Here is a 16,219-nt window from a genome sequence, read left to right on the forward strand (position 1 = left end):
TGCTCCACAGCGACGGCCTCACCGCCTCGCGCACCTCCCACGGCGCCCGGTTCGACGAGGAAAGCCTGGCCGCACACCTCACCCACCACGCAGCCGCCAGTACGGCACCCCGGGCAGTCGCCATCATCGACGACCTCACCGCTCTGCTGGCCACGTTTCCCGTAGGCCCGGCGGACGACGTGGCCCTCCTGGCTCTCAGCGCCTGCCCGGAAGGAGCCGACGGTACGCCCGTCCGAAGTACCGCAGAGGAGGGAAAGCGCGCCCCGGTGCGGGTGGCCGACGAGGGCGCGCAGGCGCACGGGAACCTCCGCGCCCCAGCGGCGCCATGACGGCGGAGCGGGTCACCGCGCCCGTACTTCGATGTTCTCCGCCACCTCCTCGTCAGGCAGGTGGACATCGTTGACGGCGATGTTGACCTCGACGACTTCCAGGCCGGTCATCCGCTCCAGTGCCACGGTCACGTTGTCACGGACATCGGCGGCGATCACGGGAATGCTCACTCCGTACTCGACGACCACCGCCAGGTCCACGGCGGTCTGGCGCGTACCGACCTCGACCTTGACCCCGCGGCCCATGTTCGGCGTGCCGCCGGGGGCCTTCTCGCGCATTGTGCCGAAAGTCCGGGCGAGCCCGCCACCCAGCGCGTGAACTCCGGGAACTTCGCGGGCCGCCATCCCGGCGATCTTCCCCACGACCCCGTCCGCGATGGTCGTCTTCCCTCGCGGTGAGGACAGTTGCGCGGATCCGGGCTGCCCGGTCTGTGAAACCGTGCCACCGGTGGCACGGGGCAGCACGGCCTCCTGCCGGGCCGGACTGATCGACTCCGCCATGCGAAGCCACCTCCTTCGGTTCCCACCGCTCTTGCGCTCCACGGTGAGTACCCGCCGAGTACCCCGGCCACCGGTCGGCACACGGACGAGACGGCGGGGCGGCGACGGTGGTCCCCGTCCCGGCCGCGGCCCCGATGGGAACCCGGTCGGAGCCCGCGAGGGGGGAGAAGCGCCAACTACAGACGGCGCCAGCGGGCCGAAGCGAAGGAGAAGCCGCCGAAGAGCACCAGCCCGACCGCGACGGCCACCAGCAGCCACGGGCCCACCGGAGTCTGCGTGAAGCTGCGCAGCGTCGCGTCCAGGCCCTTGGCCCGGTGCGGATCGAAGACGACGGCAGCGATCAGAACGAAGATCCCCGCCGCGGCGAACACCAGCCCCCGCGCCACGCCTCCGCCCACGCCCATGCCGGTCACGGCCTGCCGCGTACGGTGACTCATCGCGCCGGTGTCCAGCTTCCGCAGGAAGCGCCGCAGAGCCGCCCGCACCGCGAGCACCACGCCGACACCGATCAGGACGGCGCCGGCCAGGGCCACGAGCACCCGGCCGTACGGCAGCTCGAGCGCCGATGCCGTCCAGTCCCGCGACTGCGCGTTGCCGCTGCTGCCGCCGCCGCTCCCCGCGGCATGGGCCGCGGTCGTCCAGCAGACCGCGGCGTAGAAGACCGCCCGTCCACCGTTGAGCAACCGCGCAGGGACCTTCCGCGCGGATCCCTTGGCCAGCACGGCGCCGGCGCCCCGCCAGATCGCCATGCAGCCGAATCCGGCGGCCAGGGCCCACAGCATCACACCCCCGAAGGGCTGTGCCGCGACCTGGCCCAGGGCTCCTTGGCGGTCCGCCGACTCACCGCCGTCTCCGAAAGCGATCTGGACGGCGAGCACACCGACGAGGACGTACACGACGCCCCGTGCGGCGAAGCCCGCCCGTCCCGCAGCGGTCAGCGACTCTTTCTGGGCGGTGCGCGGGGCCGTGGAACCCGCGGCCCGGCCGTACCCACGTGCGTGTGACGACGTCACGGTGCCCTCCCCGGAGCAGGGGCGCGCGGTGCGCGTCCTGGTGCCACCGTGTGCCCCGGCCGGTGCATTTGAAGCACGACGCACGGTGTGCGGGGGGAGTCCTGTGTTCTGGGCGTGGGCGGCGCAGCAGGGCCACGCTCCGGGCGGCCGGGCGACGGCTTCCGGCCGGGTACCTGAGCCGCCTCCGCCGGAACCGGCGCCCTGTCGGGCCGTCCTCATTCGGTCGTTCACGGGGTGTTCCGGTGTCCCGTCCCCCGTACGGAAAGTACAGGCCGCGACGAGTGGTCATGCGCGGCCCGCGTTGACCGTGGCCCGGAACAGGAGGCCAGCGGGCGGGGCAACTGGCGGGATTCCCTCCTCGCCTACGCCCGGCTGCCGGGTGCCTGTGTTTCTCTGGCGGTGGCCGCGGCTTCGGGCCGGCCGCTGCCGGAGAAGCACCGGATGTGTGCAACGTTCTGCCCTGCTCGTGTGACCGCGGACGGCCTGAGAGGAGGAACGCGCAGATGTATCCGCCCGCGCCTTCACTGCTCCCCGGTCGGATCACCGGCTGGATCGGCGACCGGGTCCTGTCGGCCGCTGCCCTGCTGACCACCCCCTTGGCACCGGACGATTACCTCGGGCTGATCGATCCACTGCTGTCGGCGCGCCACCCGGCGGGCCGGGTCGTCGCCGTGCGGCCGGAAGGGCCCGACGCCGCCACCTTGGTCATCAGGCCGGGGCGCGGCTGGGCGGGGCACCGGGCCGGACAGTATCTGCCGGTCGGTGTCGAACTGGACGGCGTGCGGCACTGGCGCACCTATTCGCTGACCTCCCCTCCCGGCGGAGCCGGTGCGGTGTTGACCATCACGGTCAAGGCGGACCGGCGGGGCCGGGTCTCTCCACCGCTGGTCCGCCGCACCCCGCCCGGCACCGTACTGCGACTCGGCCCTGCCCAGGGGGAGTTCGTCCTCCCCGATCCGCCGCCACGCCGGATGCTGCTGGTGTCGGCGGGCAGCGGCATCACGCCGGTCATGGGGATGCTGCGTACGCTGGCCAGGCGCCGCACCCGGTGGCCCGGCCGCCCGGACGTCGTACTCCTGCACAGCGCTCCCACACCGCAGGAGTGCCTGTTCCGCACCGAACTGCGCCACATGGCAACGCGGTTGCCGTGGTTCCGCTTCCACGAACGGCACACCCGGCCCCGCACCTCCCCCGCCGGGCCGGCGGGACCGGCCCCGCCGTCACGCCGGCTGACCCCCGCGGACATCACCGGCCTGTGTTCCGACTGGCGGGCCCGCGAGACCTGGGCCTGTGGCCCACCCGGCCTGCTGGCCGCGATCGAGGAGCACTGGGCGGCAGCCGGCCTCACCGGCCGGCTGCACACCGAGCGCTTCCGTCTCACCCCACCGCGTATGCCGGAGCCCGGCGCCGCGGGAAGCCGGGTCCGGTTCGCCAGGAGCGGCGTCGAGGCGCAGACCGCGGCGGCCGTCCCGCTGCTGGTGACCGGCGAGCAGGCGGGGGTGCCCATGCCGTACGGGTGCCGCCGCGGCATCTGCTTCGGCTGCCTGGTACCACTCCTGCACGGCCGGGTACGCGATCTGCGGACCGGCGAGGTGCACGGCGAGCCGGGGAAGCTGGTCCAAACCTGTGTGAACACCGCGGCGAGTCCGCTCGCCCTGGACATCTAGGCAAGGTAAGGAGACGCCGTGGCCGCCACCGTCCCCGGCCTGACCCCCGACCGGATCGAGGAGTTCGGAGAGGAGCTCGACCGGATCCGCGCCGACGTCGTCGCCGACCGTGGCGCCGCCGACGCCCGCTACCTCCACACCGTGATCGCCGTGCAGCGCGGACTGGAGGCAGGGGGCCGGGCCGCCCTCGCCATCTCGCTGCTTCCGCCCGCCTGGCTCGCGGGCACCGGCATGCTGACCGCCGCCAAGGTCCTGGAGAACATGGAGCTGGGTCACAACATCCTCCACGGGCAGTGGGACTGGATGGGTGACCCCGCCGTCCACTCCACCACCTGGGAGTGGGACTTCCCCTCACCCGCCGAAGCCTGGAAGCACACCCACAACCACCTGCACCACACCTACACCAACGTGGTCGGACGCGACCGCGACCTCGGTTACACGGTCCTGCGCATGAGCGCCGACCAGCGCTGGCGTCCGGTCCACCTCCTGCAACCGCTCTACGCCGCCCTCCTCGCGCCGGTCTTCGAATGGGGTATCGCGCTGTACGACCTGGAGGCGGACGCCGTCGTCGAAGGCCGCAAGAGCCTCCGCCGCTTCCTCGCCGACGCCGCGGGGACGGCCCGCAAGGCCCTGCGCCAATGCGCCAAGGACTACGTACTGTTCCCCCTCCTCGCGGGCCCGTCGGCGGTGCCGTGCCTCCTCGCCGACCTCACCGCCAACGCCCTGCGCAACGTCTGGGCGCACACCATCATCTTCTGCGGCCACTTCCCGGACGACGTGCAGACTTTCACCGAAGAGGAGATCGAGGGCGAGAGCCGTGGCCAGTGGTATCTCCGGCAGATACAGGGCTCGGCGAACCTCCAGGGCAGCCCCCTCTTCCACGTCCTCAGCGGCAACCTCAGCCACCAGATCGAACACCACCTCTTCCCCGACCTGCCCAGCAACCGCTACGCCGAGATCGCCCACCGGGTGCGCAAAATCTGCGAGACCTACGGCATCCCGTACGTCACCGGCCCGCTGCACCGCCAGTACGCCTCCACCTGGGCTCGCATCCTGCGCCACGCCTTCCCGGGCTGAGCGGAGCGAGCACGGCACGCGGGCCGACAGCGGCTGGTCGCCCTCTCGGCCGATGGCGACGCGCCGCCGTCTGCCGAGGAGTTGGCACGCGGTCACCGCTCCGCAGCTCCGCGCACCCGTATCCTCACCACTGACCTGTGCGGCGCCCGACGGCCGAGCCCCGAGGTGAGAGGGGCGTACGTCAGCGCCCCCCGCGCGCCTTCTGCCAACTCCCCGATGTTTACGCCTCCCGGAGGCCAAGGCGCCCCCTTTCGCGCCGTACCGGCGGCACACTTCCGCCTGTTTCGCTTATTGCTGCACACGGCCCTCTTGTTCACCAACGGCCGTTCGTCTCACTCCTGTTCGCCTCCGGGAGGAAAAGTGCCCGTACCGGACCGTGTCCCCGGTTCCGCCGTCGAAGAGCCCGCTCCCGGTCCGCCCGCGGACGGCGTGCTCACCAGCCTCAGCACCCAGGCCGCGCGCCGGCTGGCGACCACCACCAAGACCGAACCCCACATGCAGGCCATCACCTCCCGGTGGCTGCTCAAAGCGCTGCCGTGGGTGGACGTGAAGGGCGGCACCTACCGGGTCAACCGGCGTCTGCAACTCCGGATCGGGCGGGGCCGCGTCCAGTTCGAGCACAACGGCGCGGACGACATCAAGGTGATCCCGCAGACCCTCACCGAGCTCCCCGCCCTGCGCGGCTACAGCGACATCGAAGTGCTCAAGGAGATCTCCGGCCGCTTCCGGGTCCGGGAGGTACGGGCCGGGCAGGTCCTCTTCGAGGCGGGGCAGCCCGCCACCGAGGCGTACCTCGTCGTGCACGGCCGGTTCGCCCGCTACGCCCCCGGCAAGTACGGCGAGGAGGAGGTCGTCGGGATCGTCACGGACGGCGACCAGCTGGGGGACGAGGCGATCGGCCGGCCCGATCCGCTGTGGCTGACGTCGGTCCGGGCCGATACCGCGGGCGTCCTGCTGGTGCTGCCCTGGGACGCGATTCGGGAGTTCACCGACCGCGTGCCCTCCCTGGCCGCGCATGTGAACGCGTACGCGGAGCGGCAGCGGCGCCCGATGAACCGCCGGGGCGAGGCGGACGTACCGGTGCAGGCGGGGCACGTCGGCGAACCGACGCTGTCCAGCGGTTTCGTCGACTACGACCTCAGCCCTCGGGAATACCCACTCTCCCTGAGCCAGAGCGTGTTGCGCGTGCACTCCCGGGTCGCCGATCTCTACAACGAGCCGATGGACCAGACGCAGCAGCAACTGCGGCTCACCGTGGAGGAGATCCGCGAGCGCCAGGAGTGGGAGCTGGTGAACAACCGGGAGTTCGGGCTGCTGCACAACACCGACCACGGGCAGCGCATCAGTACCTGCACCGGCCCGCCCACCCCCGACGACATGGACGAGCTGCTGTCCATGCGCCGTAAGACACAGCTGTTCCTGGCCCATCCGAAGGCGATCGCCGTCTTCTTCCGGCAGTGCAACAAGCGCGGTCTGGTACCGGGCGCGGCGGACGTCAACGGGCACCAGGTCCCCGCCTGGCGCGGAGTCCCGATCTTCCCGTGCGGCAAGATCCCCGTCAGCGAGACGCACACCAGCAGCATCATCGCGCTGCGGACCGGTGAGGCCGACCAGGGCGTCGTCGGCCTGTACCGGACCGGTCTCCCCGAGGAGCACCAGCCCGGCCTGAACGTCCGGTTCATGGGCATCGACCAGGCCGCCGTCATCAACTACCTCGTCACCGCCTACTACTCGCTGGCCATCCTCGTGCCGGACGCGGCCGGTGTCCTGGAAAACGTCCAGCTCGGCCGGACCGCCGACTGACCAGTGGAGTACGGACCATGAGCACACCCCCTGCCACCACCACCGCGTTCAGGCTGCCGGGCCCGCCGAGCCTCGCCCGTACCCGGCCGGCCCGGCGCGGGGGCGGCGCCGTCCCCGGGCTGAGGTACCGGCCCGCCGCCCCGGCCGACCCGGAGAGGGCCGCGGAAGTCGACCGCAGGCTGGAGGACTGGGCCCGCCGGCTGGACCTGTTCCCCACGCAGTGGTCCGGCGACTTCACCGACTTCCAGTTCGGCCGGGCCGTCGTCCTGCAGCATCCCGCCGCGGCCGACCTCGACCGCCTCACCACCGCGGGCAAACTGCTGCTGGCCGAGAACATCGTCGACACCTGCTACTGCGAGGAGGACGAGGGCAAGGGCGGCGCACGCCGCGGCCTGGGCGGCCGCCTGATCATCGCCCAGTCGGCCCTGGACCCGTTCCACGGCACACCGGAGACGGAGGAGGAGTGGCGTCAGGGGGTGCAGGCCGACGGGCCCCTGCGCTCGTACTACTGGGCCCTGAAGGACTACGCGGCCCTGGCGACCCCCAGCCAGGCCGGCCGGTTCGTCCACGACATCGCCCGGCTGCATCTGGGCTATCTCGCCGAGGCGTCCTGGGCGGAGACCCGGCACGTGCCGCACGTCTGGGAGTACCTGGTGATGCGGCAGTTCAACAACTTCCGTCCCTGCCTGTCGATCGTCGACGCCGTGGACGGTTACGAGCTGCCCGAGGCCGTGTACGCCCGTCCGGAGATCCAGCGGATCACCGCCCTGGCCTGCAACGCCACGACCATCGTCAACGACCTGTACTCCTTCACCAAGGAACTGGCGAGCGACCCGGACCACCTCAACCTGCCCCAGGTGGTCGCCGCCAACGACAAGCGCGGTCTGAAGGCCGCCTACCTGAAGAGCGTCGACATCCACAACCAGGTCATGGAGGCGTACGAGACGGAGGCGGCCGAACTGGCCGGGACCTCCCCCCTCGTGGAGCGTTACACCCGGAGCCTGTCCGACTGGGTGGCCGGCAACCACGCATGGCACGCCACCAACACCGACCGCTACCACCTGCCCAACTACTGGTAGACCGATCCAGCGCACCACGGCAAGGAGTCACCGTTGACCACCGCGCACGTCCCCGCCGCACGCCCTCTCATGCCGACCCAGTCCACGTACCAGGACCGCGTCGCGGACTACTGGAACGCCGAGGAGAACCCGGTCAATCTGGAACTCGGCAAGATCGACGACCTGTACCACCACCACTACGGCATCGGGGACGCCGACCGGTCCGTGCTGGACGGGCCGGACCCCGTCCGGCGCCGCGAACGCATCACCGGCGAACTGCACCGCCTCGAACACGCGCAGGCCGAACTCCTCGCCTCCCACCTCGGCGCACTGTCGCCCGCCGACCGTGTCTTCGACGCCGGGTGCGGACGCGGCGGCGGCAGCGTGGTCGCGCACCTGCGCCACGGCTGCCACGCCGACGGGGCCACCATCTCCGCCAAGCAGGCCCACTTCGCCAACGAGCAGGCGCGCAAGCGCGGCATCGACGACAAGGTGCGCTACCACCACCGCAACATGCTCGACACCGGCTTCGCCACCGGCGCGTACGCGGCGTCCTGGAACAACGAGTCGACCATGTACGTCGAGCTGGACCTGCTGTTCGCCGAGCACGCGCGGCTGCTGCGGCGCGGCGGGCGCTATGTGGTGATCACCGGCTGCTACAACGACGCCTACGGGCGCGCCTCCCGCGAGGTGTCCCTCATCAACGCCCACTACATCTGCGACATCCACCCGCGGTCGGCGTACTTCCGCGCGATGGCCCGCCACCGGCTGGTGCCCGTGCACGTCCAGGACCTCACCGAGGCCACGCTCCCGTACTGGGACCTGCGCCGCCAGGCCGACCACTTGGTCACGGGCATTGAGGAAACCTTTCTGACCGCGTACCGCAACGGCAGCTTCCAGTACCTGCTGATCGCCGCCGACCGGATCTGAGGACGGTTCCGGAGCCCCGCCGGGCCGGCCGCGGGCCGCCCGGCGGGGCCGTCGCGTCCTCAGGGCCGGGCCGCCGCCGGAGAAACGTTCGCGCCGTTCGCGGGCGGCGCGCCGGCTGCTGCCGGCCCCGGCGCCGCTGTCGCACGCGGGTCGCGGGCGTTCCGAGGGTTTTCCCGGTCGGCCCGCGACGCGGTTACGGCTCTGTCAGCAGCCCGTTCGTCGGTTCTCAGGCGCCGTCAGAGGTGCGGGGGCCACGCCGCATGGACCACAGCACCGGCCCGCCGCCCGGGAGCTGGAACTCCCCGAGCACGGCGAAGCCGAAGTGCTCGTAGACGGGGAGGTTGGCCGGCTTGGAGGACTCCAGGTAGACGGGCAGCTCTGCCGCGTCGGCCTTGGCCAGCCCCGAGCGCAGCAGGGCGGCTCCGTGTCCCTGGCCCTGGGCCGCCGGGTCGGCACCGATCACCGCGAGGTACCAGTGCGGTTCCTGGGGGGCGTGCTCGGCCGCCATCATGACGGTGTCGCGGAACAGCGGGGCCCGGTCACCGAGGATGTCTTGGAGCTCCTGGACGGTTTCGGCGTCGGGGACGGCCTTCGCCTGCCCTTCCGGCGGCACCCAGAAGGCGGCCGCCGCGTCGGTGCGTTCGCACACGCCGTGAAGGGCGTACTGCCGGGTGAACAAGGTGGTGAAGTAGCGGCCCAGCCCGGTCTCGCGGGAGGAGTCGTCGGGGAAGAACCAGCGCATCATCGGGTCGTCGTCGAAGGCGCGGGCCAAGGTGCTGCTGACCAGTCGGGCGTCGTCGACCGTCGCCCTCTGCGGGGTGTTCGTTATCGGCACATCGGTCATTCTGCACCTCTGCTGATCTTCCCCGGTCGGCGGGTGGCCTGCTTGCGGGGACGGCGCGCGAGCCCGGCTCCGCGTGGGCCTCGGCGGTCCGGTACGACAACTCCGGCGCGCCGCTGTCGCAGACGTTCACGGTGGGCGGCACGACCGGCCGGCAGAACAGCACCGGCGTCAACATGTCCTCCCAACTGACCGCTGGTGCGCTGGGGGCAGCTCGCCACCACGGTGAGCGCGACCCTGTACTTCACCCGCGTCTGGCCGGGTTCACAGAGTGACGGCAACAGCGTCACGATGCCCGAGCCGCCCGGCGCCGCAGCGGCGCCTGCCGTGCGGCGGGGCGGGCGTCCGGGGCAGGGATCCGGTGGGCCTTCACCCGGCGCTCAGGGTTGCTCGGATCGTCTTGCCGCCGGTCGGGGCGTCCAGGACGTCGAGGGTGTGCGCGAGGGCGTACACGATCAGCAGTCCGCGGCCGCTCTCGTCGCCGTCGCCGGCCGGGCGGAGTCGAGGCCGGACCGGGCTGTCGTCGCTCACCTCGACGGTCAGGGTGCCGTCCTGGACGCACAGACGCAGCCGGCAGCTGCTGCGGGTGTGGCGGGTGACGTTGGCGACCAGTTCGGTGACGATCAGGAAGGCGTCCGCCGGGTCCGCGTGGCAGGCTCCGGGGCCGGTGCTGCCGTCCCGGGTCAGGAAGGCGGCGGTCAGCCAACGGGCCCAGAAGACGGTTTCGCGGGCGTGGGGTAAGAGGTATTCGGCCCGCGTCGTCCGGACGCGGGCGCGACGGGTACGCAACGTTCGGCTCACTCCCCCCAAGGGCCAGTCGGCCCCCTCGGGTTGCGCCTCGGTGGCCGGATCGCGGCGGCTGGTCTGTACCACCCATGCCCCGTTCGAGTGACGGCCACGCACGGTTCCGCCGTAGTACGGGTCGTACGGCGACGTGAACGCCGTCCACGGACGCCGTCCGCCCGTCCCCGCCGCGAGCGCCGCGGATCCGGCCGGTGGCCTGCCTCGCACAGTGACGGGGCGGCCGTCCAGGTGTCCGGGGGCCGCGTGCCTCCGGTGGGACTCTCCGGCGGCGCGTGCTTGTCCCTACGGAATCGGGGGCATCAGATCGGATGAAGCCGACGGGCGGGTCGGCGAACGCCCTGGAAACGGCACCGGACCGCCCACACGCTCGGCCATGACTGCCCGGCCACCTCCCTGCGGGCCGGGACTCGTCCACCGACGGAGGAGACGCCTGTGACCGGACTCTCCCGCTGCTTCCGCGGCCGCGGCACCCCCCGCCGCCCCGTCCGTCCCGGTGCCCGCTGGTGGCGGCCCGACGGCGCGCCCCGCAGGCGGCTGTCCAGCTCGTACCTCAAGAGCGAAGGCCCGTGCTGGCGCGCCCGGCGGGACGGGGAGACGCTGCTGCTGTCGGTCCGCGGCGACCTGGATCTGGAGCTCGCCCGGCGTCTGCGTCCCGCCCTGTCCCAGGTGTCCTCCCCGTCCGTACGCACGGTGGTGCTGGACCTGAGCCAGGTCACCTTCTTCGACTGCAGCGGGTTGCAGTGGCTGTGCGAGGTGCGGTCCCGTGTGGCCGCGCACGGCGGGCGGACCTGTCTGCGCCAGCCGCCGCGCTGCGTGTACCGCGTACTGCAACTCGTGCCGCTGGCGCAGCCGTTCACCTTACTGCCGGCCACCGGCGCCACCCGCCCGGTGGGGACGGCGGGAAGCGGCCGTTCGGCGGGCGGCGGTTCCGGCCGCCTCGCCGTGCGCCGCCGGAGGGCCGCGTACGGGTCCACGCGGCCGCACGGCAGCTGACGGGCCCCGCGCGGGTCCCGCCTGCCTGGCGGGTGGCCGGCCCGCGCCCGGCGTCCGGGCCGCAGGCCTTTCTCTCAGGGGTGGCGCAAGACGCCGCCCCCGGGCCGGACACGCCTGGTACCCGTACCCGCGTACGGATAGCGTGGTCGGCCCGGCCCCATGGGTGTTGTACGAACGCGCTCGGAGGTGCGACATGCCGCACGCTGACGGGTTGCTGGTCCACATGGTCGCCGACTGTGACGCGTGTGCGGTGGTACGCATCAGCGGAGCTCTCGACCATGCCGGGGAGCAGTTCTTCCGTACGACGATGGGCGGCCATGTGGACGCCGGTTACCGCTATGTGGTCCTGGACTGCTCGGCGCTGGTCTACTGCAACTCCCGCGGCCTGAACTGCCTGCTCGGGCTGCACTGGCTGCTCAGCCGGCGCCGCGGCCGTCTCCTGCTCGCCTGCGTGGGAAGACGCGTGCAGTGGATGCTGGAGAGCACCGGCAGCAAGGAGGTGCTGGCCGTCTTCCCCACCGTGACCCGGGCGCTGGCCAGCCTGCCCGTGCACCACCGCCCCGCCTGGCCGCCCCCGCATCCGGTGAGCGCCGGGCCGGGCGCCTGACCGCGGCTCCGGCATCGCCTGTCCCCGGCCGCGGGGTGTACCGGCCCCGGCTCACCACTCTCCGGGAGGCGACGGGTGGCCGCGCCAGGCGTCCTCGATGCCGGCGTAGCGGGGGAACTGTTCCGCGTAGCCGGTCAGCCTGAGCAGCAGGGCGATGGCTTCGTGGTCGTGGACGAGGCGTACCCAGCCGCCCACCGCCTCGCAGCGCGCCTGGGCCCTCATCAGTTCCTGCAGTCCGCTGCTGTCGATGAAGGTCACCCGCCGCAGGTCGACGACCACGCGGGCGGGGGGTGCAGCATCGTTCCCTCTGAGCTGGTCCCGGAGCGTCTGCGCCGTCGCCAGGTCGATCTCGCCCACCGGGCAGACCACCCGGCAGCCCTCCCTCAGCTCGGGGCACCGGGTGTTCATGGCGGCCAACTCCTCGGGGGCTGTGCGACGCTGCCCGCACCACCGGGTCTGCGGCGGGGCTGCTGGCAGCTTACGGACCGCACACGTGCAGACGAAGCCGAAGGTTCATGAATCAATGAAACCTTCGCTAAAGATTTCTACTGATCGCCCAGAGACCGTTTCTGCTCATTCAATACCGCAGTTCGACCGCATATCGCGGGCCGATCATCCAATAATCCGTGCACCGGTTCGAGAGGCGACACGGGGGACGGCCCGGAGGCGTCGTCGGCCCTCGGCCCGGACCGCCACCCACCCGACAGCGCCTACGCCTCGGCGGCCGCCCGGTAGGTGCACACGTTCACGCCCGTGCCGCTGGTGACCGTGGAGACCAGTTCGAGCGTGCGCTTCCCACCGTCCTCCGGAAAGACCGACTTTCCGCCGCCGAGCAGTACGGGCATGATCATCAGCCGGAGTTCGTCGGCCAGGCCCTCGGCCAGCAGCGTGCGCGCGAGGGTGGGGCTGCCCATGACCAGCAGGTCGCCGCCCTCGGCCGCGCGCAGCTCACGGATCCGGGCAACTGCCTCGGCGCCCGGGATGCGGACGGTGTTGTCCCAGGTCAGCTCGTCGTCCTGGAGCGTCTGCGAGACGACGTACTTGCGGATGGAGTTCATCCGGTCGGCGAACGGCTCGCCGCCTCTGCCCGGCCAGGCCGCGGCCATCGTCTGCCAGGTGCGCCGTCCGAACAGCAGGGCGTCGGCGGTGCTCAGCGCACTGTCGAAGGCGCCGCCCACGGTCTCCGGGTCGAAGAACGCCTGCGACCAGCCGCCGTGGGCGAACCCGCCGTCGGTGTCCTCCTCGGGGCCGCCCGGCGCCTGCACGACACCGTCCAGGCTCATGAACTCGTTGATCGCGACACGCATGGCACTCGCTCCTCGCTCTCGGTACGGATGTCCGCCCCGGTACGGATCTCCTGCGCCGCAGATCGCCGCGCCGCACGCACCGGCATCATCGCGCCCGCTCCCCGGCCCCGCAGCCCCGGCCCGCACTCAGCCCTCAGGAGCGGGCCCGTGGTGGCGGTGGGCCCGCTCCTGAGGTCGTGCGGGTGACGCGTCAGGTCAGCACCTGGAGTGGTGCAGGTGGCGTGTCAGATCAGCACTTGTTGTCCGGGTCCACGGAACCGCCGTCGTCGAGGTTCTTGTTGTAGACCCAGCCGTCGACGTTGAGGCCGTCGATCCGTACGTGCGTCCACTTGTTGCCCGCGGAGTTCTTCACCCAGCAGTGGTAGAACAGCACACGGGCGGTGCCGACCGTGGCGACCACGCCGCACTCCTCGTTGGGGCCGGTGCGGACCTTGACGGAGTCACCGCGGGCCGTTCCCTTGCCGGAGGACTTGTTCGACCAGCCGGGGTGGGTACATGCGTCCGCACCGGAAGGCGCGGCGCTGACGGCCGGCGCCGCGACGGTGAGCGTGGCCCCTGCCAGGAGAAGCGGCGTGGCGAGAGCCGCGAAGCATCTCGCGCGCTTCTTCAGTGTGCTCATGGACTTTCCCCCTTGCTCGGCGGGCGCCCCGTACGGTCGGCCCGGTTGAAGCTGAGCATGGCGTGCCGGAGCACGATGTGCGGGACGCGTGAGTCTTTTGTCCAAAAGTCGCACTGGAGGGGCCAGTTCCTGAATGCTCCCGGTGTGCCGCCCGCTGCACCCGCCCCGCACGGACGCAGCGGGGCGGCCCCGCCCGTGTCCGGAGCGGGGCCGTCTTCGTCCCTCAGCCGTTACGGCGCCATCTCGTACGCCCCCGACAGGGCCTCCACGCGCTCCCAGACACGCGCGGAGCGGGCCTCGTCGACGACCGGGCGGCGGACCGCGGACAAGGCCCAGTCCTGCTGGGCCCCGGTGGCCGAGTCCTTGCCGTGCAGCTCGACGGCGTGCGCGGAGAAGTCACGGACGAGGACGGCGAACAGTTCGTCCAGGACGTCCGTGTCCAGGTCCGTCAGGCGGGCCTGTTCCAGGATCAGCTGGCCGTGGACGACCAGCGCGAACAGCTGGCCGACGGCGAGCAGCAGGTCGAGGTCGCGGCTCTGCTCCTCGTCGGGGGCCGCGGTGGTGACGAACTCGCACAGGGCGTCCGCCTGCTCCCGGAACCTGGCGACGTTGGACACCTCGGCGTACGCGTCGTAGGCCGCGCGCCAGTCGTGGAACCGTACGGCACCCAGGCCGCGGGCCGGGCCCTGGCGGAAGAGGAAGGCGTCGTCGGCCGCGTCGAGACGGGTCGGCACGGGCGCGTACTCGGCCGGGTTCAGCAGGTGGTTGCCCATGAACTTGAGGATCAGCGCGAGGTTGACGTGGACGGTGCCCTCCAGCTTCGGCAGGCCGCGGATCTCGGTGGCGGCCTGCGCGAAGTAGGTGTCCTTCTCGAAGCCCTTGGCGGCGATGACGTCCCACATCAGGTCGATGACCTTCTCGCCCTCGGTGGTCACCTTCATCTTCGTCATCGGGTTGAAGAGCAGGTAGCGGCGGTCGTCGGGTCCGGCGGAGCGGAAGTAGTCCACGGCGCGGTCGCTGAACAGCTTCATCCCGACGAGGCGTACGTAGGCGTCGGTCAGCTCGCGGCGCACGTGCGGGAAAGCGGTGACGGGACGGCCGTACAGCATGCGGTTGCGGGCGTGGGTGACGGCCTCGTACATCGCGTGCTCGCAGATGCCTATCGAGGCGGTGCAGAGGTTGAACTTTCCGACGTTGACGGTGTTGAGCGCGGCGTCGAAGGCGGCGCGGCCGGTGTGCAGGACGTCGTCCGGCCGGACCGGGTAGTTCTCCAGGCGGAACTCGCTGACGTACTTCGAGGAGTCGACGACGTTCTTCACCAGGTGGTACGCCGGGTGGCGGCTGTCGGCGGCGAAGAAGACGTACCCGTCGGGGCCCTCGACGTCGGTGCGGCGGCCGAAGACGGAGACGAGTCCGGCGGCGTTGCCGTTGCCGATGTAGTACTTGGCGCCGCTCGCCAGGAATCCGCCGTTGCCGTCGGGCTCCAGCAGCATGTCGGTGTTGTAGATGTCCGCGCCGTGCGTCTTCTCCGACAGGCCGAAGGCGAACACCTCGCCGTCCGTGAGGAGCTGGGCGGCGCGGGCCCGGGCGGCGGCGTTGTCGCTCTGCCAGACCGGGCCGAGGCCGAGGATGGTGACCTGCCACGCGTACCAGTAGTCGAGCCCGTAGAAGCCGAAGATCTCGTTGAGGGCGGCGATGCGGGCGGTGTCCCAGCGCTTGTCCGAGGGCCCGTCCGCCTGCTCGCCGACAGCGGAGGCCGGGGTGAGGAAGGTGGCGAACAGGCCCTCCTTGGCCGAGAAGGCGAGGAAGTCGGCCAGCCAGGCACGGGAGCGGTAGTCCTCGATGAGCCGGCGCTTGCCGCGGTTCTCGAACCAGTCGACGGTGGCGCGCAGCAGCCGGCGGGTCTCCGGGTCGAAGTGCGCCGGGTCGTAGGTACGCGGGTTGAAGAGCAGCGGGTCGGCCATGGGGTCCGCCTTTCGGGGGTCGGGTGGGCTCGGGGTCGGGATACGGGGAGGGCGTCGGGGCCGCTCCCGCTCACCCCTCGGGTCGTGCGAGGCCGTGGAGCGTGGCGAGCACGTCCTCCAGCCAGGCGATGGTCATCCGCTCGTACGCGATGCCGCCGCGCAGGACGACGTGCTGGAGCTGCTGCCCGGCGTCGAGGACCGCGGGCGCTCCGGGGCCGGTGAAGTCGCGCCGCTCCCCCGCCAGGTAGTGCGCGAGCCGGTCGGTGTGCGCCTGGTGGTGCCGTTCGACCTCGCGGATCAGCGCGGACGGGTCGTCGAAGGCCGCGCCACGGATCTTGACGGCGAGGTCGTGCCGTACGCTCTCGGGCTCGATCGGCTCGTGCAGCCACGAGGAGAGGGCGGTGCGCCCGCGGGCGGCGACGGAGTACTCCTTCTTGTCCGGCCGCCCCTGCTGCGGCACCTCGCGGACGTCGACCCAGCCGTCGGTCTCCATCCGCTTGAGGACGCGGTAGATCTGCTGGTGGGTGGCGGTCCAGAAGTAGCCGATGGACCGCTCGAACCGCCGGGCCAGCTCATAGCCGGAGCCCGGCTTCTCCAGCAGGGAGACGAGGATCGCGTGGTCGAGCGCCATGCCCCGATCCTGCTATGCAACGAGTTGCATAGACAAGCGGCACCGCGCAGGTGAGACGCGGGTCACCCGCCCGGT

At 71.7% G+C, this 16,219-nt stretch carries 16 protein-coding genes and 1 pseudogene; 8 read left to right on the top strand and 9 right to left on the bottom strand.

The genetic code is table 11. The annotated features are described in order from the left end of the window. A pseudogene (locus ACZ4Z1_RS22850) lies at positions 1–329 on the top strand (hypothetical protein); the annotation flags it as partial. Positions 330–341: 12 nt separating this feature from the next. Here the strand turns inward: ACZ4Z1_RS22850 and ACZ4Z1_RS22855 are convergent. Both ACZ4Z1_RS22855 and ACZ4Z1_RS22860 read right to left on the bottom strand, forming a co-directional pair. Next, complete coding sequence (locus tag ACZ4Z1_RS22855; RefSeq protein ID WP_468488452.1) at positions 342–830, bottom strand: Asp23/Gls24 family envelope stress response protein; 489 nt, start codon at positions 828–830, stop codon at positions 342–344. 176 nt (positions 831–1,006) lie between these two features. Then, complete coding sequence (locus ACZ4Z1_RS22860) at positions 1,007–1,843, bottom strand: DUF1206 domain-containing protein (RefSeq protein ID WP_468488453.1); 837 nt, start codon at positions 1,841–1,843, stop codon at positions 1,007–1,009. Between the two features lie 503 nt (positions 1,844–2,346). Between ACZ4Z1_RS22860 and ACZ4Z1_RS22865 the strand changes: the two genes are divergently transcribed. From ACZ4Z1_RS22865 to ACZ4Z1_RS22885, 5 genes are all read left to right on the top strand, one after another. Next, complete coding sequence (locus ACZ4Z1_RS22865; protein WP_468488454.1) at positions 2,347–3,510, top strand: ferredoxin reductase; 1,164 nt, start codon at positions 2,347–2,349, stop codon at positions 3,508–3,510. An 18-nt stretch (positions 3,511–3,528) separates the two neighbouring features. After that, positions 3,529–4,587, top strand: coding sequence for a fatty acid desaturase family protein (locus ACZ4Z1_RS22870; RefSeq protein ID WP_468488455.1), 1,059 nt, complete (start codon positions 3,529–3,531; stop codon positions 4,585–4,587). A 360-nt stretch (positions 4,588–4,947) separates the two neighbouring features. Further along, a complete protein-coding gene (locus ACZ4Z1_RS22875; RefSeq protein WP_468488456.1) occupies positions 4,948–6,390 on the top strand; it encodes a family 2B encapsulin nanocompartment shell protein in 1,443 nt (480 codons plus the stop codon). A 17-nt stretch (positions 6,391–6,407) separates the two neighbouring features. After that, positions 6,408–7,469 (top strand): family 2 encapsulin nanocompartment cargo protein terpene cyclase, encoded by a 1,062-nt coding sequence (locus ACZ4Z1_RS22880; RefSeq protein ID WP_468488457.1) that lies wholly within the window; start codon positions 6,408–6,410, stop codon positions 7,467–7,469. Between the two features lie 69 nt (positions 7,470–7,538). After that, positions 7,539–8,378, top strand: coding sequence for a geranyl diphosphate 2-C-methyltransferase (locus ACZ4Z1_RS22885; RefSeq protein WP_468488631.1), 840 nt, complete (start codon positions 7,539–7,541; stop codon positions 8,376–8,378). 226 nt (positions 8,379–8,604) lie between these two features. Here ACZ4Z1_RS22885 and ACZ4Z1_RS22890 read toward each other — a convergent pair whose 3' ends face one another. Beyond that, positions 8,605–9,222, bottom strand: a complete 618-nt coding sequence (locus ACZ4Z1_RS22890; protein WP_468488458.1) for a GNAT family N-acetyltransferase — start codon at positions 9,220–9,222, stop codon at positions 8,605–8,607. A gap of 366 nt (positions 9,223–9,588) precedes the next feature. Continuing rightward, positions 9,589–10,008, bottom strand: coding sequence for an ATP-binding protein (locus tag ACZ4Z1_RS22895; protein WP_468488459.1), 420 nt, complete (start codon positions 10,006–10,008; stop codon positions 9,589–9,591). 447 nt (positions 10,009–10,455) lie between these two features. On the opposite strand from ACZ4Z1_RS22895, the gene ACZ4Z1_RS22900 reads away from it, so the two are divergent. Next, positions 10,456–11,016, top strand: a complete 561-nt coding sequence (locus tag ACZ4Z1_RS22900; RefSeq protein WP_468488460.1) for an STAS domain-containing protein — start codon at positions 10,456–10,458, stop codon at positions 11,014–11,016. Between the two features lie 193 nt (positions 11,017–11,209). Next, positions 11,210–11,623 (top strand): STAS domain-containing protein, encoded by a 414-nt coding sequence (locus ACZ4Z1_RS22905; protein WP_468488461.1) that lies wholly within the window; start codon positions 11,210–11,212, stop codon positions 11,621–11,623. Positions 11,624–11,674: 51 nt separating this feature from the next. Here ACZ4Z1_RS22905 and ACZ4Z1_RS22910 read toward each other — a convergent pair whose 3' ends face one another. The 5 genes from ACZ4Z1_RS22910 to ACZ4Z1_RS22930 all read right to left on the bottom strand — a co-directional run bounded on the left by ACZ4Z1_RS22910 (position 11,675) and on the right by ACZ4Z1_RS22930 (position 16,144). Then, the gene (locus ACZ4Z1_RS22910; RefSeq protein ID WP_468488462.1) at positions 11,675–12,031 is read right to left on the bottom strand and encodes an STAS domain-containing protein; all 357 of its coding nucleotides are present in this window, start codon (positions 12,029–12,031) and stop codon (positions 11,675–11,677) included. A 302-nt stretch (positions 12,032–12,333) separates the two neighbouring features. Beyond that, positions 12,334–12,930 (bottom strand): dihydrofolate reductase family protein, encoded by a 597-nt coding sequence (locus tag ACZ4Z1_RS22915; RefSeq protein ID WP_468488463.1) that lies wholly within the window; start codon positions 12,928–12,930, stop codon positions 12,334–12,336. 229 nt (positions 12,931–13,159) lie between these two features. Further along, positions 13,160–13,549: an SH3 domain-containing protein gene (locus ACZ4Z1_RS22920; RefSeq protein WP_468488464.1), complete on the bottom strand. Its 390-nt coding sequence runs from the start codon at positions 13,547–13,549 to the stop codon at positions 13,160–13,162. Between the two features lie 230 nt (positions 13,550–13,779). Beyond that, positions 13,780–15,513, bottom strand: a complete 1,734-nt coding sequence (locus ACZ4Z1_RS22925; protein WP_468488465.1) for an acyl-CoA dehydrogenase family protein — start codon at positions 15,511–15,513, stop codon at positions 13,780–13,782. A 70-nt stretch (positions 15,514–15,583) separates the two neighbouring features. Next, entirely contained in the window at positions 15,584–16,144 is a 561-nt protein-coding gene (locus ACZ4Z1_RS22930; protein ID WP_468488466.1) for a PadR family transcriptional regulator, read from the bottom strand. Between the last annotated feature and the right edge of the window lie 75 nt (positions 16,145–16,219).

The organism is Streptomyces sp. NPDC030165 (assembly GCF_055573595.1).

Excerpts from the sequence above, each read along its gene's own strand:
- ACZ4Z1_RS22855 (WP_468488452.1), bottom strand. The coding sequence starts at position 830 with ATGGCGGAGTCGATCAGTCCGGCCCGGCAGGAGGCCGTGCTGCCCCGT.
- ACZ4Z1_RS22865 (WP_468488454.1), top strand. The coding sequence starts at position 2,347 with ATGTATCCGCCCGCGCCTTCACTGCTCCCCGGTCGGATCACCGGCTGG.
- ACZ4Z1_RS22880 (WP_468488457.1), top strand. The coding sequence starts at position 6,408 with ATGAGCACACCCCCTGCCACCACCACCGCGTTCAGGCTGCCGGGCCCG.
- ACZ4Z1_RS22885 (WP_468488631.1), top strand. The coding sequence starts at position 7,539 with ATGCCGACCCAGTCCACGTACCAGGACCGCGTCGCGGACTACTGGAAC.
- ACZ4Z1_RS22890 (WP_468488458.1), bottom strand. The coding sequence starts at position 9,222 with ATGACCGATGTGCCGATAACGAACACCCCGCAGAGGGCGACGGTCGAC.
- ACZ4Z1_RS22905 (WP_468488461.1), top strand. The coding sequence starts at position 11,210 with ATGCCGCACGCTGACGGGTTGCTGGTCCACATGGTCGCCGACTGTGAC.
- ACZ4Z1_RS22910 (WP_468488462.1), bottom strand. The coding sequence starts at position 12,031 with ATGAACACCCGGTGCCCCGAGCTGAGGGAGGGCTGCCGGGTGGTCTGC.
- ACZ4Z1_RS22915 (WP_468488463.1), bottom strand. The coding sequence starts at position 12,930 with ATGCGTGTCGCGATCAACGAGTTCATGAGCCTGGACGGTGTCGTGCAG.
- ACZ4Z1_RS22920 (WP_468488464.1), bottom strand. The coding sequence starts at position 13,549 with ATGAGCACACTGAAGAAGCGCGCGAGATGCTTCGCGGCTCTCGCCACG.
- ACZ4Z1_RS22925 (WP_468488465.1), bottom strand. The coding sequence starts at position 15,513 with ATGGCCGACCCGCTGCTCTTCAACCCGCGTACCTACGACCCGGCGCAC.
- ACZ4Z1_RS22930 (WP_468488466.1), bottom strand. The coding sequence starts at position 16,144 with ATGGCGCTCGACCACGCGATCCTCGTCTCCCTGCTGGAGAAGCCGGGC.